Source organism: Halopolyspora algeriensis (assembly GCF_003337235.1).
GTDB lineage: Bacteria > Actinomycetota > Actinomycetes > Mycobacteriales > Pseudonocardiaceae > Haloactinomyces > Haloactinomyces algeriensis.
The window spans coordinates 177199-197484 of record NZ_QPJC01000006.1; the positions used below are offsets into that span (position 1 = coordinate 177199).

Genomic DNA, 20286 nt, shown 5'->3' on the forward strand with positions numbered 1-20286 from the left:
CACAGATAGCGTCCGGCGCTTGCTTCGCCACACTGAGGTACCGGGCTCGAAAGTTGGAATACTATACCAGATAGGTTCGGAGTTATAGGATGTACGCTCTCGTGTGTGTTCGGTCAACATACGGCGCTGTCCTCAAGTGACTGACAGAAGAGGTGAGTTCCGATGAAGCTTCTCCTGCACATTGGACTCGGGAAGACCGGAACTACGGCGTTTCAGCGGTTCTGTGAGGTCAATGAGGACGTGTTGCGTAAAAGTGGCTACCTGTACGGGGGGACACTTCTGGAGAACGTCGTGCAGCCCGGGCTATTGGAGGATCTCGGTCAGGTGCAGCGACCGCAGGAATTATCCTGCACGCTGCAGCGTCTTGACAGCGTCCTGCGGGACCATCCGAGCGAGGCTAGGACACTGATATGGTCGAACGAAGCCTTCTCGATGGCCCATGACCCCTTGGTGGTCATCCGAAATCTCGATGAGTATGTACGAGAGTCGCGGGTTTTCGATAGCTGGGAGGTCTTCGTTGTATTCCGCCGGCAGGACCAATGGTTGGAGTCGGCTTACAAGCAGTGGGCGTTAAAACATAAGACGTACCGAGGGCGCCGGATCATGTCAGCGAGAGAGTACGTGGACTCGGTCGACTACTTACTCGACTACCACGAACTGGTCTCGAAGTGGCGGGACTCGTCCGCCATCGTGCATGCGTGCTCGTACGATAGCGCTATGCAGGCGGGTGGAATCGTTGACTACCTCGTGCAACGTATGGGCCTACGCCTGCCCAGCGACCAGCTCATAAACCCTGGACAGGTGCATGGATCGCTCGACCACGACCTCAGCATGCTGATGGCGATGTACAACCAAAACTTCGAGACACCTCAGGACCCGCAGGACTTCCTGTGGGTCCTGAGGGACAATGGTCTCACCAAGAACCTGCATCCCTCGAACTCGTGCTTTGTTTCGACAGAGCTACGTCAGGAGGTCCTGGATCGCTGCTCGGACAGCAATGGGCGACTGGAGGCGGAGCATTTCGAAGTCGGTGAGGCATTCACACGGGATCCTGTCGCCGATAAGCCGCTGTACGAGGCTGACCCGGTGCAACTGATTTCCCGGGCCCTGCCAATCCTGGTGAACCAGCAGCGCCGGCTTGAGCGCCAGAATCAGAGGATCAAGGCTCTCGAGCGCCGACCGGGAATTCCGAAGGTTGTCCTCAAAACCGTTCAGAAGCTTTTTCGAACAGCGAAGCAGCACCACACACTCCGTCGTCGACCGTCTCGATAAGGCGCCCGACCCGAAGTCAGGCCAGCTTACCCTGGCAGACAACGGATGGCTGCGTGTGTGTCCGCCTCATTGCAAGAACGGGTGGACACTGGCCTGCCTGCGTTCACGGTGGTTCGTCCTGGATCAGGAGCGCTCACCGTCGCAGCAATCATGATCTGGCTTCGTGACACCATCCAAAAGCCACCAGAAGCACCCTAGTGCCAGGTGTGCGCCCTTGACACGGCCTGATTGTCCTGGAGGAGGCCTGACGGGATGAGGACACCCGGCAACGCCCGCCACCGCACCGATCTCATCTCCCCTCCATCCAGATGATCAGCCCGTCCGACGAGGACATCTCTTCTGCCGGTGGCTGGTAGCGCGGTCTGATCGGCTGGTGCGTGACTTTCACGGCCTGATGCTCGCCGCTCGTTCGGACATACGGTGACCGATGTCCTTCTGGGGCAAGGCTCTGGTCAGCGCGGCTCGCCCTGCGAGCCCCGGTGTCCATGGCCGCGGCAGCGGATCGCCCGGCCTCGCGGCTTCCCGGGTGACCACCTCGGCGATCCTTCCTCGGTGCGCAACGTGCTCGACTTCTACTCGGCGGCCCCGGAGGGGCCGCCGCCCTCGGTGAAGCCGGCCTGTCCGCGTGCGAGATCGCCGACTATCTCGGGCACGAGCGGGTGAGCATGACCCAGGACGTGTACATGAACCGCAAGACCGTGGGCACCTCGGCAGCCCAAGCCCTGGCCGAGCTGGAAACCGGGCAATGAGATCAAGTGTGGGGATAAAGTGGGGATCGATCTTGCTCGAGATCGCTCTCCACTGCTGTGCCCTGGGATGATGCGCCCCCGGCAGGATTCGAACCTGCGACACCCGCTTTAGGAGAGCGGTGCTCTATCCCCTGAGCTACGGGGGCATGTGCCGGTAACGGCCACTCGCTACGGCTGTGCCTTGCACAGTACCGGGCGAGGAAACAGCGCCGACACCCGGCCGGGCACGTCGCCGTGTGCCGTGTCAGGTGGTTGCCTGCCGCCCCGGATCGAGTGGCTGCCGGTCGACCTCGACACGGTTGCGCCCCGCTTGCTTCGCGCGGTACAGCGCGATATCGGCCGCCGCGAACAGGTGATCCAGCGATGTGGGGCCGGCGGCGGCGCCGATGCTCGTGGTCGGCGGTTGAGGCGTGTGGCCGAGAACGAGCTGCCAGTCGTGATCGTCGACGGTGCTGCGGATTCGTTCCGCGACGATCGGCCCTGCTTCCTGCGATTCCTCGGACGTGTCCACCAACAGGACCACGAACTCGTCTCCCGCCCACCGGCAGACCAGGTCGTCGGTGCGGCACGCCTGGCGCAGCAACTGCGAGATCTCCTGGAGGACGATGTCACCGGCGGTGTGCCCGGCATCGTCGTTGACGTCTTTGAACCAGTCCACATCGATGAGCAGCAGCCACGGAACCCGCCCCTGGGCGAGGGTCTGCTCGAGCAGAGCCGGAGCCTGGCGTTCCAGCCCGAAGCGGTTGGTCAAACCGGTCAGCGAGTCCCGGAACGCCGCCGCCCGCGCGGCGGTGGCCGACCGCTGGGCCTGTACCGCGATACGCCGTTGCTCCAGGGCCTGCCCCAGTCCCTCCTGCAGCAGCCGGACCGCCGAGCGGCTCGCGGCCAGTGATCGCCGCAGGGCCGCGGCCTCGCCGACGGGATCGCCGAGCTGCTCGCAGATCGTCGCCAGGTCCAGCCCGAGCCGCGTCATCAACAGCCTGTCCCGGATCTTCTCCGCGCAGTCCAGTGCGCGGCTGCCGAATGTCCGGGCCTCTTCCAGTTCCCCCTGCTGGTGCCGGATCCCGGACAGCACCCACATGGCCAGTGCGGCACTCGACCAGTCCTCGGCCTCGTAACTGAGCTGCAGTGCTTCCGTCGCCCGATTCTCGGCTCGCGCGGTCACCCCGAGCCCGGCCAGTGACCGTGCTCCACCCGAGAGCAGGCCTCGGCGGATCAGGCCGGAATCGGCCAGGGACAGGCCTTCCTCGTACAGCTTCACCGCGGCCGAGAACTGCTCGTGCACATCGGTTTCCTCGGGGCGCGCGACCGCCCAGAACAGCAACGCGTGGGCGTGGCGGAGCAAGCAGTGCGCGAGTGTGCCGGGGTCGTCGGCCTCGCGAGCCACCGCCACCGCCCGCGACATGAGTTCCAGCGCCGAGGAACGATGCCCGATCGTGTCCAGCAGAGAGCCGACCATGCTGATCGCCTGGGCCGCTGCCGTTCCGGACGGCCGGTCGATGTCGAGTTCGCTCCAGCCTTCGGCAGCCAGCTCCAGCGCGGTGGGGATCCGTCCGAGCCGCCAGGCGTTCAGGGCGCGGTGCACCAGTACCGTGGCGCGATTCCACGCGCCTTCCACCGCGTTCGGTGCGGTGGCTGTCACCTGGTCGAACAGCTCGGCGGCTTCCTCGAAGCGAGCTGAGTCCAGCAGGAGTCGCACCTCGCGGTCCTGCTGGGGGATCCACCCCGCCAATATCTGAGCATCTTGCAGCACGGCACCTCGCAGTGGCTTGTCATGGCGGCCGTTCCGGAACCCCGTACGGCCGGTTACGGGGAAGCCACGGATTGTCCAGGTACAGGCTACCGGCTGAAGTCGTGTCTGTACTTCTCGTCGTGCACGACGTCATCGAGTCGGAGGCGTTTGCGCCAGCCGTGGCGCTCCAGATCCGGCGTGTCGGCCAGGGAGCGCACGGGCCCGAGGCACAGCCAGGCGACCGGACGCACACCGGTGGGGATGTCCAGCAGCCGCCGCAGGAACTCCTCCCGGTAGAAGCTGACCCAGCCCACTCCGAGCCCTTCGGCGGTGGCGGACAGCCACAGGTTCTGGATCGCCAGACAGACCGAGTAGAGCCCGGCGTCGGCGATGGCATGCCGTCCGAGTACCGCCGGGGCCCCGCGCTGCGGATCGTAGGTGACGACGATGCCGAGTGAGGACTCGACGACACCTTCGACCTTGATCTTGGAAAACGTCTCGGCGCGTTCGCCGCTGAGCTGTGCCGCGAAGACACTGCGCTCGGCGAGCACGTGCTCGCGGAAGGCGCGGCGGGTGGACTCGTTGCGCACCACCACGAAGTCCCAGGGCTGCGACAGTCCCACGCTGGGCGCGCTGTGGGCGGCGGTCAGCACACGTCGCAGGACGTCCGGTGCGATCTCCTCGCCGGTGAACTCCGACCGCACGTCCCGGCGGCGGTTGATGGTGTCGTAGAGGTCGGCGGAAGGTGCTTCGGGAGTGCCTCGTGGTGTTGCTCCGGCGGTGTTCATCGCATACATCCTGCCCCGTGTGCTCCGGCCCGCCACAGCGGCCCGGAGCACACGCGACCGGGCTCACTCCTCATCGGAGGGTGGCTCTCAGCCGGTTCTCAGGGCTTCGGGTGACACTGGGGGCATGCGCATCCTCGTCGTCGACGACGACCGGGCCGTACGGGAGTCTCTGCGGCGGTCGTTGCAGTTCAACGGCTACCAGGTCGAACTCGCGGCAGACGGTCAGCAGGCGCTGGACCAGCTGGTGGACCAGCGGCCGGACGCGATGGTTCTCGACGTCATGATGCCCAGGGTCGACGGTCTGGAGGTTGCCCGCAGGTTGCGCAGCACCGGCGACGATCTCCCGATTCTGGTGCTCACGGCCAGGGAGGCGGTTTCCGACCGGGTCGCAGGACTCGATGCCGGGGCCGATGACTACCTGCCCAAACCGTTCGCTCTGGAGGAGTTGCTGGCCCGGGTCCGGGCTCTGCTGCGCAGGGCGGGGCCACCGGAGCCCGGTGAGCAGCGTCCCGAAGCGCTGCGTTTCGCGGACCTGGAACTGGACCCGGGCACCAGGGAGGTCCACCGTGGCGACCGGGCGATCAGCCTGACGCGCACGGAGTTCTCACTGCTGGAACTGCTCATGGCGCATCCCAAGCAGGTCCTGACCCGCAGCCGCCTGCTGGAGGAGGTCTGGGGCTACGACTTTCCCACGTCCGGAAACGCCCTGGAGGTCTATATCGGTTATTTGCGGCGCAAGACGGAAGCCGAGGGCGAGACACGCCTGATTCACACCGTCCGTGGTGTGGGCTACGTGCTTCGGGAGACGCCACCGTGATCGCGCCCGCACCACCTCCCCCCGACCTGATCAGTGTTCCCGGCGGGGAGCGCGAAACCGGCCGGTGGCAGCGGGTCTCCCTGCGCAATCGAGTCACGCTGCTCGCCGCGATCTGCGTGGCCGGGGCGGTCGCGCTCGTCTCGGTCGGCGCCTTCTTCACCGTGCGCGACAGCCTCTACCAGCAGGTGGACAACAACCTCATGGAGCGGGCGACCCAGGCCGTTTCGGGACCCCGCGTGCTCGGTCCGGACCTGCAGTCCGTCCCCGCGGCCTTCTACGCGGCGGCGAATCTGCGGATCAGCCTGGTGCGGGCCGACGGTACGGAGATCACCGGGCCGGGGCAGGAGCCGCCCTGGGGTGCGGCCGAGCTGGCAGTCGCGCGGGGCCGGGAACCCTGGTCCCTGCGTACCGACCAGCAGACCAACAGCAGGGTGGTGGCCATTCCCGCCGCCGACCGGACGGCGTTGGTGATGTCGCAGTCACTGCAGCCCACCAAGGCGACCCTGGCCCAGCTCAGTGCGGTCCTGGTCGTCATCGGCGGCTCGGGGATCCTGCTCGCCGCGGCGGCGGGCACGGCCGTGGGGCGTACCGCCCTGCGGCCGGTGCAACGCCTGACGGCGGCGACCGAGCGGGTGGCACGTACCGGTGAGCTGCGGCCGATCCCGGTCAGCGGTGACGACGAGCTGGCGCGGTTGACCACGAGCTTCAACAGGATGCTCGGTGCGCTGGCCGAGTCCCAGGAGCAGCAGCGTCGCCTGGTCGCCGATGCCGGGCACGAACTGCGGACACCGCTGACCTCGCTGCGCACCAATCTGGAACTGTTGATGGCCTCGGACCGGCCCGATGCCCCGACGCTGTCCGAGCAGGATCGCGACGAGATGTTCGCGGATGTGCGGGCACAGCTGACCGAACTGTCCGCGCTGGTGGGTGATCTCGTCGAGCTCGCCCGGGAGGACGCGCCGAATGCCGTGCACGAGCCGGTGGAGCTGGTGGACGTGGTCGAGCGGGCGCTGGAACGGGCGCGGCGGCGCGCGTCCGGGGTCGAGTTCGACGTACGGCTGCAGTCGTGGTCGATGTTGGGGGATGCCACCGCACTGGAGCGGGCAGTGCTGAACCTGCTGGACAACGGCACGAAGTGGAGCCCGCAAGGCGGTACGGTCCGGGTCCGGCTGCGCCCGTACGACTCGGGTTTCGCGGTGCTGGAGGTCGCCGACAGCGGCCCCGGAATCTCCCCGGAGGACAGACCGCACGTGTTCGAGCGTTTCTACCGTTCCACGGACGCGCGAACGCTGCCCGGTTCCGGCCTGGGACTGGCGATCGTCAAGCAGGTCGCCGAGCGGCACGGGGGAAGCGCATGGGCGGGTGAGGCGCCCGAGGGTGGTGCCCTGCTGTGGGTGTACCTGCCGGGACGGCCGGGCTGAATGTGCACATCGAAGCCAACATCAACGAACATGGGCTATGCGAACAACCGCGGTATGTCGGAATTATCCGAGCTATATTGAGCGTGTATTGTTGTTTTGTGTTGACTTGTGTCAATTAGGTGGGTGGAGTGCTCGCACGACAACGCCAGGAGCTGATCCTGGAGGAGGTACGCCGGACCGGTGCGGTCCAAGTCAGTGATCTGGTCCTGCGGCTGGGTGTGTCGGATATGACCATCCGTCGGGATCTCGATGCGCTGGCCACGCGTGGCCTGGTGGAGAAGGTCTACGGTGGCGCCACGTCGAAGGTGGGACGCAGCACCGACGAACCGGGATTCGAAGTCAAGTCGATGCGCCAGCTCGCCGAGAAGGAAGCGATCGCGCGGCTGGCCGCCGAGCGGGTGCGGCCGGGCACCGCGATCGGCCTGTCGGCGGGAACCACCACCTGGACGCTGGCCCGGCATCTCGACGACGTGGCCGACCTGACCGTGGTGACCAACTCGGTCAAGGTCGCCGACGTACTTCAGCAGCGTGGTCGCACCGACCGCACCGTGATCCTGACCGGAGGGGTGCGGACTCCCTCGGATGCGCTGGTCGGCCCCGTGGCGGTGCAGACTCTGCGCTCCCTGCATCTGGACGTGGTGTTCCTGGGAGTGCACGGCGTGGATGCCCGGGCGGGATTCACCACCCCGAACCTCAACGAGAGCGAAACCAACCGAGTCCTGGCCGAGGCCGCGGAACGTCTGGTGGTGCTCGCCGACCACGCCAAGTGGTCCACCGTGGGAATTTCCACCATCGTCGGTCTGGAGCAGGCCGATGTGCTGATCAGTGATGACGGGTTGCCGGCAGAGGCGCGCCAGGTCCTGGTCGAACGCGTCGCCGACCTGGCCATCGCGGAGGTCTCCGATTGCGAAAAGGCCGTATCGGGACAGGGGAGCGAGCTGTGAGACGTACTGTGCGGAGCCTGGCCGACGGCCGGGAGATCCTCTACTTCGACGCCGATCCGCACGCTCCGCCGCGAGTGGCCGAGGACACCCGCGACCTGCCGGATCAGGCACCCGCTTCGGAGATGAGGCGTGATCCGCTCACCGGGGAGTGGGTGGCGATGGCCGCGCACCGGCAGTCCCGGACCTACAAGCCCCCGGCCGATCTGTGCCCGCTGTGCCCGAGCGCTCCGGGGCGCCCCAGCGAGATTCCGGAAGCGGACTACGAGGTGGCCGTGTTCGAAAACCGGTTCCCCTCGTTCGCCCGGGACGTCGAGGGCGACACCGGCTCCGTGGACGGGGCCGGACTGATCCCGGCGGCACCCGCGCGAGGCCGCTGTGAGGTGGTGTGCTTCACCTCCGAGCATCGCACCTCGTTCGGCAGGCTGACGCCGGGCCGGGTGCGCACGGTCGTGGACGCGTGGGCCGACCGGACGTCCGCGTTGTCGGCGACGCCCGGAGTCGAGCAGGTTTTCTGCTTCGAAAACCGCGGCGAGGAGATCGGTGTCACGCTGCACCATCCACACGGGCAGATCTACGGCTACCCGTTCGTCACGCCCAAGACCGAGCGCATGCTGCGGGTGGCCGAGGACTACCGGGCCGAGCACGGCAGGCACGTGCTCGGTGACGTGCTCACCGCCGAACGCGCCACGGGCGAGCGGGTGATCGTGGACTCCGAGCACTGGACGGCGTTCGTTCCCGCCGCGGCGCGCTGGCCCGTGGAGGTGCACGTGATGCCGCGCAGGCAGGTACCGGACTTTCCCGCGCTGACCGAGGCCGAGCGCGACGACTTCGCGGTCACCTACCTGGAGGTCCTGCGCCGCCTCGACGGCCTCTACGACCGCCCATTGCCCTACATCGCCGCCTGGTACCAGGCTCCGGTTCGTACGGGTCGGGACCTGTCGTGGCTGCATCTCGAGGTGTTCTCGGTGCTGCGCTCGCCGGACAAGCTCAAGTATCTGGCCGGCTCCGAGTCCGGTATGGGGGTGTGGATCAACGATGTGACGCCGGAGCAGATCGCCGCACGACTGCACGCGATCTGACGGCTCGCTCGTTAGGATGAGACGGATACGGTGAGTGATGAATCGCATGCGTTCAGGGTGGAGCTTGTCTCCACAGCTTGATCTCAGGCGGCTCTCAGACCCATAACGCAGAGTGGAGCCATGACGGAAAACACCCCGGGTTCCTCCGACGATACGTCGAGGGATCCTGACCAGCAGGCAGAGAACGCTGCACAGCAGAACACGTCCGGCGAGATGCCGCCTGCCGGGGTGCCCTCTCCCTCGACGGAGCAATCGACCCCCTCCGGCGAGCGTCAGCAGCAACCGCCGGACCGGCCGGAATGGACAACGCCGGACCGGAGCGCGTATGCGGCGCAGCACCCGTCCACATCCCAGCAGTATCCGCAGGGACCGTACGGACACCCCCAGTACGGATCTCCCCAGTACCAGGGCCAGTACGCGCAGGGCCAGTACGAGCAGGCCCAGTTCCCCCCGGGGCAGTACGAACAGGGGTGGCAGCAGAATCAGGGCGGGTATCCGCCGCCCATGAACGCGGTGCAGACGTCTCGGAACAAGCGTGGCGGCAGAGGCAAGTTCGTCGCGGGTGTGGCCGTGCTGGCTCTGCTGGCCGGCTTGGTCGGCGGTGGCGTCGGCAGCTTCGCCTGGGACCGGCTCGGTGGTTCGAACGGTTCCGCGGGGACCGCGCTCGATGCGCCGCCACCGGCTCGCAACACCTCCGATGCCCCGCCGGGATCCGTCCAGGCGGTTGCCGACAAGGTCCTGCCGAGCGTGGTGCAGATCCAGGTGCAGAGCATGCAGGGACAGGGGTCCGGCTCGGGCATCGTGATCAGCCAGGACGGCTACATCCTCACCAACAATCACGTGGTCGAGGGCGCGCAGCAGGGCCGGATCGCCGTGCGGCTCAACGACAGTCGCGTGCTGCCCGCCGACGTCGTCGGCACCGCCCCGAAGTCCGACCTGGCGGTTCTCAAGGTCGACGCGACCGGTCTGAACCCCGCCGAACTGGGGCGTTCGGACGACCTCGAGGTGGGGGCGCCGGTGGTGGCCATCGGCTCGCCCTTCGGGCTGTCCGGAACCGTCACCAGCGGCATCATCAGTGCCAAGAACCGACCGGTGCGGGCAGGCGGCCGCCAGGGCGACCAGGCCACCGTGATCAACGCGCTGCAGACCGACGCCGCCATCAACCCGGGCAATTCGGGTGGCCCTCTGGTGGACATGAACGGCCGCGTGGTCGGGATCAACTCGGCGATCTACAGCCCCAGCTCCGGCCGGGGCAGCGCGGGTTCGGTCGGACTGGGTTTCGCGATCCCGATCGACCACGCGCGGCGCATCTCCCAGCAGCTGATCGAGACCGGATCGGCCCAGCAGACCACGCTGGGCGTGCGGATCACTCCCGCGCAGGGCACTTCCGGGGCTCGTGTGGTCGAGGTCGTCCCCGGTAGCCCGGCGCAGCAGGCCGGTGTTCGTACCGGCGATGTCATCACCAGGGTCGGCAACCGAGCGATCACCAGTGCCGACGAGCTGGTTGCGACGATTCGTTCCCACGCACCGGGCGATCGGGTGACGTTGACGCTGACCAACAGGGACGGAAACAACAAGCGCACCACCCAGGTCACCCTGACCGGCCAGTGAGGGCTCGGGCATCGGCTCGCGGCAGTACGAGCGACAGGAGCGACAGGTATGCGGCATTCCACGTTCCCGGAACAGGAGAGGCGGACAGCATGGTGGAGAAGTCGGGAAGTGTGCTCTCCCACCCGACGCGGAATGGTGAGGCTGCTTCCGCTTCACCGAATCTGACCGCGGAAACATTGGCGACTACGGTAAGCGGTATGGAACGCAGCGCGCAGCGGTTGGGGCGAGCTCTCGTGGTCGTCGTGGACGACAGGGCCGCGCAGGGTGAACAGGAGGACAGCACCGGTCCGCTGGTGACCGAGTTGCTGGAGGAGGCCGGCTTCATCGTCGACGGCACCGTCGCGGTGGCCGGTGAGACGGTCGACATCCGCAACGCGTTGAACACGGCGGTCATCGGCGGTGTCGACGTGGTGATCACGGTGGGCGGAACCGGCGTGTCTCCCCGGGATGTCACGCCGGATGCGACCTCGGGAGTCCTCGACCGGCCGATTCCGGGGATCGCCGAGGCGCTGCGTGCTTCGGGGCTGGCAGCCGGTGCGGTGGATGCCGGCGTTTCCCGCGGCCTCGTGGGCGTGTCCGGTAGCACTCTGGTGGTGAATCTCGCGGGCTCCCGGGCCGCGATCCGGGACGGCATGGCGACGTTGACGCCGCTGGTGACGCATGTGATCGAGCAGTTGTCGGGACTGGAGTCGGGCTGATCCGGTGCCGCTCGTTGCCGGTGTGGCGGGCAGGGCGGTCTTGGGCCCTGCCCGCCACCTTCGGGAACAATGGTGCTCGTGACGGAGCATCGATACGGAGGCCGGTCCGAAAGGGAGACCGAGCACCGCAGCGCGCGCAGACTCGCCGAGGTCTTCGGGGATCTCCTTCCGGAGACCACCTCGGACGAGCGTTCCTCGGGGGAGAGGTCCGGGAGTGATCCGGAGGAGTGGTACCGCGAGAATCGTCCGCCGCACCACGGTTCCTGAGTGGCGCGGAATCGGGAGCAGGTGTCAGCGCAGGGTCACGGTCACTGCCTTCGTGAGTGCGGCCGAGGCGACCGCGGCGGCCCGGTCCTGCGGGAGTCCCACCACGATCACCTGCCCCCGCGCGCCGGGGCGCGTCCCTGCGGGCTCGTCCGCTGCGGAGTGCACTACGAGCACCGGTGCCCGTTCGGCCAGGATGTCGGGCTGACCGGAACGCGCGGCGGCAATGACGTCCACCTCGCGACCCGGATGAATCAGCCCGGCCACAGCGGGGTCGGCGGGCCGGATCGCCACGGCGGCATGGTCGTCGTGCCCGGTCGTGATCCGGGTCGATGCCTCGCCCACCAGGCGCACGTCGGTCAGGAACTCACCACGACGTGTCGCAGCGGCGAGCATCCGCCCTCGGACCGCGTCGGTGTCGCTCAAGGCGCCGGTGGGGACGAGCTCCTTCGGGACCGTACGCGTGCGGACGTCCTCCGGGGTCAGCTCCGTGCCCGCTGCGAGATCCTCCGCCGCGACCAGGATCGACACTTCGGTGCGGGCGGAACCGGGGTGGGGACGAAGAACCGTCACTCCGGCGATCAGGATGAGAGCGACCGCCGTCACCCGCCGGAGGAACAGCATGCGGACACCGTGCCTGCTGTGCAGGAGTTCCCGCAGCCGGTCCCGCAGGGTCGCGTTGAGCCGCCGTCCGTTTCGGGTGTTGCGCGACATGAGTTCTCCCGCCTCGTCCGATGCTGCTTCGGATCCGAATGTAGGGCGGGAGAACTCTGCTGCGGGGGTCCGCTGGGATGCCTGTGGACAACCCCGCTCCCTGTGGAGGAGCGGTTGTGTCCGCCGGGGAGGTCGCGCGGTCGCTCAGGAGGCGGCAGCAGTCGAAGCCTGCGAGCCCGAGGACCCGGACCCGGACGAGCCGGAGTTCGGGGAGCCGGAACTCGATGTGCCGGAACTCGAGGAACCGGAGGACTCCGAACCGCTCGAACCGCTCGAGGTGCCCGAGGAGTCCGCGGACCCCGCCGAAGCCCCGGCCGAGTCACCGGAGGAGCTCGACGAGCTCGACTCGCCGGCCGTGGAGCCGGAGCGACTGTCGGTGCGGTAGAAGCCGCTGCCCTTGAACACGATGCCCACGGCGGAGAACAGCTTGCGCAGCAGTCCGGTGCATTGCGGGCACTCGGTCAGCGAGTCCTCCTTGAAGGACTGCACCGTTTCGAAGTTGTGCCCGCACTCGGTGCAGGCGTACTGGTAGGTGGGCACGGCCGCAACCTCCGGAAATCACATGGGCACTCGTACCGGCGCCACTCGTGCTGACATTCACGGTTGGCACTCACCCCGTACGAGTGCCAAAGCCATCATGCGTCACATCGGGTGGCCAGCGCAAACAAATGTGCGTCACAGTGGCAGTGCCACGGCTCCCCGCTCCGGGGTGATCACGGCATTCATGCGCACGTCGTGTTCCTCCCCGGGCAGCTGTGCCACGAGCTCGTGCTCGCCGACCAGGGCGATCAGCTGTGCCCGCGCGGACGCCAACGGCAGCGAGCGGTCGTAGTGCCCGCCGCCGCGTCCGAGCCGGACACCCTGATGATCCACCGCCAGCGCGGGAACGAGCACGATGTCGGCCTCTCCCAGTGCCGCCGGGCCGAGGCGTGTCCCCGCCGGCTCCAGCAGTCCGTACCGGGCGGAACGCAACGAGTCCGGGCCGGTGTACTCGGCCCACTCCAGCGGCTGCGCACCGGTCACGATCGGCAGCAGGACCCGGCAGCCGCGGGTCCGGAGACCGTCGAGCAAATCCGGCGACCCCGGCTCGGAGCCGGTCGGAACGTAGGCGCCCACGGTGACCGCACCGCTGCGGGTGATGTGTTCCAGGACCGAGTCCCGCAACGCCGTGTCCTCGGCCGCACGGGTCGACTCCGCCTTCTCGGCACGCGCGGCCAGCAGCCGGGCACGCCACTGCTTCTTCCGGGCAATCTCTTCGGGTGAGAGCGTCACAGCGACGAACGATAGTCAACGTCGCTAAGCTCGCGGACTATGAGTAGCCCGACAGCGATGTCCCGGCCCGGTGAGTATCCCCCGGCCGCGTTCCGGACCGCCATTGTGCCCGCAGCCGGTCTGGGTACCCGGTTCCTGCCCACCACCAAGGCCGTGCCCAAGGAATTGCTGCCCGTCGTCGACACGCCGGGCATCGAACTCGTGGCGGCCGAGGCGGCCGAGGCGGGAGCCGACCGCCTCGTCATCGTCACCTCGCCGGACAAGCAAGCCGTCACCGATTACTTCACCCCCCAGCCGGACCTGGAAAAGACGCTGGAATCCCGCGGCAAGGAGAAGTTGCTGGACAAGGTGCGGCGGGGACCGAGCCTGATCTCCGCCGAGACCGCGCTGCAGGAGCGCGCGCTGGGACTGGGGCACGCCGTGGGGTGTGCCGAGCCGAACCTCGCCGACTCCGAGGACGCTGTCGCCGTCCTGCTGCCGGACGACCTGGTGTTGCCCGCTGAGTCGGGGCGTGGCGGGGTGCTGTCGCGCATGGCCGAGGTACGTGCCCGATACGGCGGCAGCGTGCTGTGTGCGTTCGACGTGCCGCCCGAGCAGACCCGCTCCTACGGGATCTTCCGGGTCAGCGACACCGGCGAGGACGACGTCAAGGCCGTGCACGGCATGGTCGAGAAGCCCGCGCCGGAGGATGCGCCGTCGAACCTGGCCGCCGCCGGTCGTTACCTGCTGGACCGGGCGGTGTTCGAGGCGCTGCAGCGGATCGGGCCGGGTGCCGGAGGAGAGTTGCAACTCACCGACGCCGTGGCCTTGCTGATCTCGGAAGGACATCCGGTGCATACCGTGGTACATCGAGGTGGGCGACACGATCTGGGAAATCCTGGAGATTTCCTGAAAGCTGCGATGGACTTCGCGTTGGAGAATCCCGAATACGGGCCCGACCTGCGGGACTGGCTGAGCCGGCGGTTGAACGAGAGGTGAGGCCGCGCCGGTTGCCGCACGGTCACGGTTCGATGTGCGCCGGAAGAGGTCGACATCCATGAGATCAGTGGACGAGCAGCTCGCACGCGTTCTTCGGGCCGCGGTGCGGCCCTCGCCGGTCCGCGTGGCGATCTCCGAAGCGCAGGGATTGCTGTGCGCGGAGGAAGTCGTCGCCGAGCGGGCGCTGCCGGGGTTCGACCAGGCAGCCGTGGACGGCTATGCGGTGCGCAGCGTCGACGTGCAGCACGCGGCGGAACAATCGGTGGTGCTTCCCGTCGTGGGGGAGATCCCCTCGGGGTCGCGGCAGCCGCGCCGCCTGCAGCCCGGCCAGGCGGTGCACGTCGTCACCGGTGCACCGATGCCCACCCTGGCCGATGCGGTGGTGCCGCTGGACCACACCGACGAGCACCCCGCCAAGGTCACGGTGCAGGACCCGGTGCCATCGGGGGCGTTCGTGCGCCGCACGGGAGAGGACGTGCAGGCCGGAGACGTGGCCGTGCGCCGGGGCTCCTCCATCGGCCCCGCCCAGGTGGGGCTGCTCGCGGCCGTCGGACGCAGCAAGGTACTGGTGCATCCGCGACCGAGGGTGTCGGTGATCTCGGTCGGTGACGAGCTCGTCGACATCGACCGCACACCGGGGCAGGGGCAGGTCAGCGACGTCAACTCCTACGCGCTGGCCGCCGCCGCACGCGACGCCGGAGCGGAGGTGACGCGGGTCGGTGTCATCGGCACGGAGGCGAAGCGGCTGCGTGAGGTGGTGGAGGGACGGCTGCTGCTGTCCGAGATCGTCGTGATCGTCGGTGGGGCGGGCGGATCGGATGGTGCCGATGTCCGTGCGGCCCTGGCCGAACTCGGTGATCTCGACACCACCCGGGTGGCGATGCATCCGGGGTCGGTGCAGGGACTGGGGCGCCTGGGGCCGGACGAGGTGCCCACCTTCGTGCTCCCCGCAAACCCGGTGAGCGCCCTGGTCGTTTTCGAAGTGCTGGTGCGCCCGCTGATCCGTTCCGCGTTGGGGAAGCAGAACCCGCAGCGACGGATGATCTCGGCCGAGCTGCTGTCACCGGTCGATTCCCCGCACGGGCGCCGTGCCTTCCTGCGTGGCCAGCTTCTGCGTGATCCGGACAACGGCGCCTACCTCGTCCAACCGGTCGGTACTTCGGGTACGCACCTGCTCGCCTCGCTGGCCGAGGCGAACTGCCTGATGGTGATCGATGAGGAGGTCACCGAGGTCGCCGCCGGTGAGAACGTCCGGATCAGTTTCCTGTCCCAGCGAGTGTGACCGGCGGTGCGGAACTGACAAGGCGGGTGCGGTGAACCTATGGATGTGCTGTCTTCGGAGTCGGGCGGGCGCCACCCGGGCTGGCCCGCCAAGCTGGGACCGCTGGTGGCCCCGGCGGGTGAGGTGATGCTGCGCCCTCCCCGGTTGCGCGATGCCTCGGCCTGGAGCAGCACCCGGATGCGGGACCGGGAATATCTTCAGCAGTGGGAGCCGACCCCCTTCGGCGACTGGCAGGAACGCAATTCGGCTCTCGCATGGCCGGGCCAGTGGAGTGCCCTGCGCGGCCTCGGACGCAGGGGGCAGGCGCTGTCTTTCGTCATCACCGTCAACGGGCGCCTCGCCGGGCAGCTCACCGTCGGCAACATCGTGCGCGGAGCGTTGCGCTCGGCCTGGATCGGGTACTGGGTCACCGAACGGGTTTCCGGGGGAGGAACGGCCACGGCAGCGGTGGCCCTCGCCGTCGATCATTCCTTCGGGCTCTGCGGGCTGCACCGCCTGGAGGCCACGGTGCGTCCGGAGAACGCTCCCAGTATTCGTGTTCTGGAGAAGGCGGGTTTTCGGCGGGAGGGCCTCTTCGAGCGGTACCTCGATGTGGCGGGGGCGTGGCGGGACCACTACGTCTACGGCCTGACGGCCGAGGACGTTCCGGAAGGTGTGGTGCCGGTGCTGGTCCGTGCCGGGCATACCAGCCGCCCCTGATCGAAAAGGCGGGCGGGGACCGGTTGCCTTGCCTGCCCTCCGGTGGCCCTGCCGGGGCCGGCTGCCGCGGACGGTGCGATCGGATGCCGCCCGCCGACGGGATCTCCGTCACGATCCGGAACCTCGCGCATCCGGCGTGCCTCCAAGACAGACGTGATCGATGTGGCTAGCGTGGTGATCGCAGGTGTGTGCTGCCGTCGGCCAGGGGGAGGTGGCGAGACGTGCTCAGCTCGTTGATCTTCGTCGCCCTGGCGGTGGCCTGGCTGGTCGTTCTCGTGCCGATGTTCGCCCGGCGCCGGCAGGAGGTCGCGCACACCACCGACTCCGCGCTGGGAGCGCGTGTGGTGCGGCGAGGTGGCGCCCGGCGGCGTCCGACGACGCCCGCCACAGCGAGAACCAAAAGGGTCAAGGAGGTGTTCGCGATGCCTGACACCGACCGGGATGACACGCGCGAGGACGAGATGATCGACGATCTCGATCCGGAGGTCGACGCGGAGGACGAGTACACCGAGGACGGTCAGTGGCGCCGGGTCTACAGCGACGATGCTCGGGCGGGTCGCCGGTATCGCCCGGGACGCGGTGGTTTCGACCCGGAGGCCGCCGCCCTCGCCGCGCGGGCGAAGTATGCGCGCAGGCAGCGGACCGTGTTCGGCATGCTGCTGGTGGCCGTGGTCACGGCGGTGCTCGCCGCGCTGGCCTGGCCGGTCGTGTGGTGGGTTCACGCGCTCGTCGATCTCGCGCTTGCCGGCTATCTCACCTACCTGCGCAGGCAGGTGAAGATCGAGGAGGATGTCCGGGCCCGCCGGTTGGCACGGCTGTCGGGCGATGCCGATCCGGAGTCCGGCGAGTACGAGGACTCGGATGACCACGGCGCTGCCGATGAGTGGGAACACCTCCCCGAGTTCGCAGGGCAGCACGGTTACGGCTCCTCTGCGGAGTCGCCCGGGGCCTCGCCCCAGGCGGTCGCGCTGGACATCGACGACGAGGATCCGATGTTCGACGAACTGGACGAGCGGACCTGGCAGCCCTATCGCCGTGCCGCCGGCGATTAGGGGGAGTGCGCGGGCCTTGTGCAGGCTTGCGTACGTAGTTGCCGCCGGACTTTCGGAGTCACTCGCCCGGGGCGGCGCTCGAACCGAGGGGGGTGTCATCGGGCGCTGTCGGGACTTGCTAAGCTGGGTCCGCACTCGGCAAGGGGCTGTAGCGCAGTTGGTAGCGCGTCTCGTTCGCATCGAGAAGGTCCGGGGTTCGATTCCCCGCAGCTCCACAACAGTGGGACTACTGGAAGTGGGCCCGAGTGAAGGCCCCGGAGTAGCACCGCAACACCGGAGATCGACAAAAGGCCGCCCGCCAAGCGGGTGGCCTTTTTGCTGGCTCGGGGCTGCGGATTCCTCGGCGGTCGTCGCCGGATCGTCTCTCGGTGCGTCCTCCGCGGGCATCGCCGCGTTGACCTGTTCGACGAGCCGATCGAGATCGTCGTTGGTCATCTGCCCGCCGCTCATGGTGACGAGTCGGGTCATCGGGAACCGGCGGACGGCCGTGAGGACCTCGGGACTCTGACCGTTGTCCTGCAGCAGACGACGCAGCGTCGGACCGCCCACAGGATGGTCGAGCCATTCGCCCACCGTGGAGTCAGGCGTCAGTGGAGCAGGCATGTACCTCTTCCCTCTCGTTGTGCTGAACTCAGTCTGGCAGGGCGGTGCTCCCGCGGTGCGCCCGAGATGGTGCCGACCGCGATCATGCAACGGCACCACTCGCGCGTGGCCTCATCCGGACACGGTGAATGTCCGGGTGGTGCCGGTGAACGGTCTGATGTGCCCGGGAGGGGTGCGCGCGTCTCCGTGGTAGCGGATGCGGTAGCTGCCCGGCACGGTCCCCGGCGGGATGTCCCACGTGATCGTGACGCGGGAAGCGGAAACGCCCTGGCGGGCCCAGCGGAACTTCGTCGACCAGTCACCGTCGTCGGCGACGGTGCGCCACGCTGTTCCGACCCGTCGCTGCACTTCGAGATACGTGTCACCGCGATGCAGGTCGTTGCCGGGGTGGGCACCGGCGAACTCGGTGACGACCCGCTCCCCGGACCGGTGGAACGAGCGCGGTTCGGCCAGAACATCGCCGAATTCGCGCGACGGGGGCGGCGTGTCCAGCACGACCGGCGGTTGCAGGGACAGCTGCTCGCCGGAGAGATCCGGTGCCACCGGTCCGAGCGGGAGCTGGCGCCCGTCGCGCATCGCGGTGGCCAGCCGTGCCGCGGTCTGCTGCAGCGCGGGCAGCTGCCAGCGGCCGAACAGCGTGCTGCCACCCTCGTAGTGCTGAGCGTCGTACTCCTCCGGGGTGGTGACGTAGTGGAAGTAGGAGTTCGCGTAGCCGGCGACGAGGACATCGTCGTGATCGGCCCCGACGATGTCGGCGACCGTGCGGCGCAGCCGGAGACCGGCGGCGATGGTCACCTCCCCCGGGATGCCGATCAGATACAGCCGTCCGATGCGGACGAGCTGCACGGGAACCTGCTCCTGCACCCACGGGTGGACGCGGTTCATCTCGCCGATCGGCACGAAAATCCCCTTGGGGGCCTGGCAGTCCCGCAATCGGGGTGAGGCGGTGTAGAGCACCGAGTGCGACACCGCGTCCCACAGCGGGTTCTCCCCTTCGGAAAAGGTGGGGAAGGCGGGCCCGTCCTCGGTGCTCCCGGCGGCCATGGCCGCCCCGATCGCCGGTGTGCAGGTGGTGTGTTCCCGGCCGTCACCGGTGAACTCCGGCCGCACGGTGACCTCGGAGAGATCGATGTAGACCAGCCGGGAGTCCACTCCGCCGGTGAGCCGGTGTCCACGTTGGTCCAGTTGCCGGGCGGCCGCCTCGTACTGCCTGTGGCCGATCGTGCGGGTGTGGGCGAAATCCTCCGGAGTGGTCGACGGTGTGAGATCCAGGTTCGGTGACATGTCGCCGGCATTGGTCTGGGCGAATGCGGCGACGAAGCCGGGGCCGGATTCCGCGGAGCGATCGGCGTGGCCTGCTTCCCGCTCCCAGCGGTAGGCCGCGTAGCCCTTGTTGTCGGAGCTGATCAGCCTGTTGTCCCCGGACATGCTGGTGCCGTGGGTGGCGAACCAGTTGATCGCACCGACCAGGTGGCCGTCGCGTTCGATGCGCAGCACCGAGCTCTGCGGGTCGATGGCCTCGGGGAAGTGCTCCGTGATGTCGGCGGGATTGCGATCGAAGGCGGCACGGGAGCGGTTGACGCTGGTGTTGTGCAGTTCGCCGTGGGTGAGTGTGAGTTCGGTGGGGGTGAGATCCGCGTGTGCTCGCTCGATCGACTCGACGATGCCCGCGGTGACCGCCTCGAAAGTGGCGCGATGAAAGCCTTTCGTGGTCATGTTGTACAGGAGGTGATGCGCATGGCCGCCGGGGCCGGCGTGCGTGTGCGTCGCGGTGATGAGGACGTTGCGCTCGGTGTACAGGTCGCCGTGCCGTTCGCCGATCCGGCGCAGCACCTCCCGGTGCACGCTCTCGAAGATCATCGGTGCGTCGACCACGACGAGCAGCACCCGCTCGGTGCTCGCTCGGTCGGCGATGACGAACGCTCGCGACCACAAGCGCATGTGCAGGCCTTCGGCCTGTTGGTCCATGCGGCCGTAGCCCATCATGCCGACCTCGGCGACTTCGCCGGTGGCATCGGCGATCCCCCGGCCCACGAGGTACGGATTCGCCGTCGCCGCGCTCGCTCGCTGCGTGGCCGGGCCCGCCGAAGTCGAGTAACCGGCGATTCCGAATCCTGCGATGGCGGCACCCGCCCGCAGGAGATCCCGCCTGCCGGCTACCGCGTGATGGTGTGCCATGACCGACCGCACTCTCCAAACATGAACATTGCTCGGGTTCATGTCAACGTAGCGATCGGCTGTGACGGGGACAACACTGAGCGGATCTCGCGGGCGTCGGATCCGTATCGGGACCGGCGCCCGCGAGACGAAG

At 68.1% G+C, this 20286-nt stretch carries 18 protein-coding genes and 2 tRNA genes; 13 read left to right on the forward strand and 7 right to left on the reverse strand.

Features of this window, described 5'->3' with window-relative positions; genetic code table 11:
• Positions 1 to 162 precede the first annotated feature (162 nt).
• Positions 163 to 1272: a hypothetical protein gene (locus DFQ14_RS11655; protein ID WP_114453250.1), complete on the forward strand. Its 1110-nt coding sequence runs from the start codon at positions 163 to 165 to the stop codon at positions 1270 to 1272.
• Positions 1273 to 2094: 822 nt separating this feature from the next.
• Here the strand turns inward: DFQ14_RS11655 and DFQ14_RS11660 are convergent.
• The 3 genes from DFQ14_RS11660 to bluB all read right to left on the reverse strand — a co-directional run bounded on the left by DFQ14_RS11660 (position 2095) and on the right by bluB (position 4541).
• A tRNA-Arg gene (locus tag DFQ14_RS11660) sits at positions 2095 to 2167 on the reverse strand.
• Positions 2168 to 2265: 98 nt separating this feature from the next.
• Positions 2266 to 3774: a GGDEF domain-containing protein gene (locus DFQ14_RS11665; RefSeq protein ID WP_114453251.1), complete on the reverse strand. Its 1509-nt coding sequence runs from the start codon at positions 3772 to 3774 to the stop codon at positions 2266 to 2268.
• 86 nt (positions 3775 to 3860) lie between these two features.
• Entirely contained in the window at positions 3861 to 4541 is a 681-nt protein-coding gene (bluB, locus tag DFQ14_RS11670; RefSeq protein ID WP_114453252.1) for a 5,6-dimethylbenzimidazole synthase, read from the reverse strand.
• Positions 4542 to 4665: 124 nt separating this feature from the next.
• On the opposite strand from bluB, the gene DFQ14_RS11675 reads away from it, so the two are divergent.
• The 7 genes from DFQ14_RS11675 (at position 4666) to DFQ14_RS11705 (ending at position 11378) form a co-directional block, all read left to right on the forward strand.
• Positions 4666 to 5358, forward strand: coding sequence for a response regulator transcription factor (locus DFQ14_RS11675; protein WP_114453253.1), 693 nt, complete (start codon positions 4666 to 4668; stop codon positions 5356 to 5358).
• Positions 5355 to 6779, forward strand: coding sequence for a sensor histidine kinase (locus DFQ14_RS11680; protein ID WP_114453254.1), 1425 nt, complete (start codon positions 5355 to 5357; stop codon positions 6777 to 6779). The genes DFQ14_RS11675 and DFQ14_RS11680 overlap by 4 nt, the downstream gene beginning before the upstream one ends.
• A 128-nt stretch (positions 6780 to 6907) precedes the next feature.
• Entirely contained in the window at positions 6908 to 7723 is an 816-nt protein-coding gene (locus DFQ14_RS11685) for a DeoR/GlpR family DNA-binding transcription regulator (protein ID WP_114453255.1), read from the forward strand.
• Positions 7720 to 8802 (forward strand): galactose-1-phosphate uridylyltransferase, encoded by a 1083-nt coding sequence (gene galT / locus DFQ14_RS11690; RefSeq protein ID WP_114453256.1) that lies wholly within the window; start codon positions 7720 to 7722, stop codon positions 8800 to 8802. The genes DFQ14_RS11685 and galT overlap by 4 nt, the downstream gene beginning before the upstream one ends.
• A 120-nt stretch (positions 8803 to 8922) precedes the next feature.
• Complete coding sequence (locus DFQ14_RS11695) at positions 8923 to 10413, forward strand: S1C family serine protease (protein ID WP_170206386.1); 1491 nt, start codon at positions 8923 to 8925, stop codon at positions 10411 to 10413.
• Positions 10414 to 10610: 197 nt separating this feature from the next.
• Positions 10611 to 11111: a MogA/MoaB family molybdenum cofactor biosynthesis protein gene (locus DFQ14_RS11700; RefSeq protein ID WP_114453257.1), complete on the forward strand. Its 501-nt coding sequence runs from the start codon at positions 10611 to 10613 to the stop codon at positions 11109 to 11111.
• A 78-nt stretch (positions 11112 to 11189) separates the two neighbouring features.
• Positions 11190 to 11378 (forward strand): hypothetical protein, encoded by a 189-nt coding sequence (locus DFQ14_RS11705; protein WP_114453328.1) that lies wholly within the window; start codon positions 11190 to 11192, stop codon positions 11376 to 11378.
• Between the two features lie 24 nt (positions 11379 to 11402).
• Here DFQ14_RS11705 and DFQ14_RS11710 read toward each other — a convergent pair whose 3' ends face one another.
• The 3 genes from DFQ14_RS11710 to DFQ14_RS11720 all read right to left on the reverse strand — a co-directional run bounded on the left by DFQ14_RS11710 (position 11403) and on the right by DFQ14_RS11720 (position 13361).
• A complete protein-coding gene (locus DFQ14_RS11710; protein WP_246195793.1) occupies positions 11403 to 12089 on the reverse strand; it encodes an SAF domain-containing protein in 687 nt (228 codons plus the stop codon).
• Positions 12090 to 12233: 144 nt separating this feature from the next.
• Positions 12234 to 12629, reverse strand: coding sequence for an FmdB family zinc ribbon protein (locus tag DFQ14_RS11715; RefSeq protein WP_114453258.1), 396 nt, complete (start codon positions 12627 to 12629; stop codon positions 12234 to 12236).
• 135 nt (positions 12630 to 12764) lie between these two features.
• Positions 12765 to 13361, reverse strand: coding sequence for a 5-formyltetrahydrofolate cyclo-ligase (locus DFQ14_RS11720; RefSeq protein WP_114453259.1), 597 nt, complete (start codon positions 13359 to 13361; stop codon positions 12765 to 12767).
• 39 nt (positions 13362 to 13400) lie between these two features.
• Here DFQ14_RS11720 and DFQ14_RS11725 point away from each other — a divergent pair, with 39 nt between their 5' ends.
• The 5 genes from DFQ14_RS11725 to DFQ14_RS11745 all read left to right on the forward strand — a co-directional run bounded on the left by DFQ14_RS11725 (position 13401) and on the right by DFQ14_RS11745 (position 17587).
• A complete protein-coding gene (locus DFQ14_RS11725; RefSeq protein WP_179951552.1) occupies positions 13401 to 14339 on the forward strand; it encodes a UTP--glucose-1-phosphate uridylyltransferase in 939 nt (312 codons plus the stop codon).
• 58 nt (positions 14340 to 14397) lie between these two features.
• Positions 14398 to 15621 carry a molybdotransferase-like divisome protein Glp gene (gene glp, locus DFQ14_RS11730; protein ID WP_114453261.1) on the forward strand — a complete coding sequence of 408 codons (1224 nt, stop codon included), beginning with the start codon at positions 14398 to 14400 and terminating at the stop codon, positions 15619 to 15621.
• A gap of 39 nt (positions 15622 to 15660) precedes the next feature.
• On the forward strand, positions 15661 to 16320 hold the full coding sequence (locus DFQ14_RS11735) for a GNAT family N-acetyltransferase (protein ID WP_114453262.1): 660 nt from the start codon (positions 15661 to 15663) through the stop codon (positions 16318 to 16320).
• A gap of 221 nt (positions 16321 to 16541) precedes the next feature.
• Positions 16542 to 17372, forward strand: coding sequence for a divisome protein SepX/GlpR (sepX, locus tag DFQ14_RS11740; protein ID WP_114453263.1), 831 nt, complete (start codon positions 16542 to 16544; stop codon positions 17370 to 17372).
• A 142-nt stretch (positions 17373 to 17514) separates the two neighbouring features.
• Positions 17515 to 17587: transfer RNA gene (locus DFQ14_RS11745), tRNA-Ala, on the forward strand.
• A 499-nt stretch (positions 17588 to 18086) separates the two neighbouring features.
• On the opposite strand, the gene DFQ14_RS11750 is transcribed toward DFQ14_RS11745, so the two are convergent.
• A complete protein-coding gene (locus DFQ14_RS11750) occupies positions 18087 to 20153 on the reverse strand; it encodes a neutral/alkaline ceramidase (protein ID WP_114453330.1) in 2067 nt (688 codons plus the stop codon).
• Positions 20154 to 20286: the final 133 nt, after the last annotated feature.

Coding starts and splice junctions, on each gene's coding strand:
- DFQ14_RS11655 (WP_114453250.1), top strand. CDS start 163: ATGAAGCTTCTCCTGCACATTGGACTCGGGAAGACCGGAACTACGGCG.
- bluB (WP_114453252.1), bottom strand. CDS start 4,541: ATGAACACCGCCGGAGCAACACCACGAGGCACTCCCGAAGCACCTTCC.
- DFQ14_RS11675 (WP_114453253.1), top strand. CDS start 4,666: ATGCGCATCCTCGTCGTCGACGACGACCGGGCCGTACGGGAGTCTCTG.
- DFQ14_RS11695 (WP_170206386.1), top strand. CDS start 8,923: ATGACGGAAAACACCCCGGGTTCCTCCGACGATACGTCGAGGGATCCT.
- DFQ14_RS11700 (WP_114453257.1), top strand. CDS start 10,611: ATGGAACGCAGCGCGCAGCGGTTGGGGCGAGCTCTCGTGGTCGTCGTG.
- DFQ14_RS11710 (WP_246195793.1), bottom strand. CDS start 12,089: ATGTCGCGCAACACCCGAAACGGACGGCGGCTCAACGCGACCCTGCGG.
- DFQ14_RS11725 (WP_179951552.1), top strand. CDS start 13,401: ATGAGTAGCCCGACAGCGATGTCCCGGCCCGGTGAGTATCCCCCGGCC.
- glp (WP_114453261.1), top strand. CDS start 14,398: ATGAGATCAGTGGACGAGCAGCTCGCACGCGTTCTTCGGGCCGCGGTG.
- DFQ14_RS11735 (WP_114453262.1), top strand. CDS start 15,661: ATGGATGTGCTGTCTTCGGAGTCGGGCGGGCGCCACCCGGGCTGGCCC.
- DFQ14_RS11750 (WP_114453330.1), bottom strand. CDS start 20,153: ATGGCACACCATCACGCGGTAGCCGGCAGGCGGGATCTCCTGCGGGCG.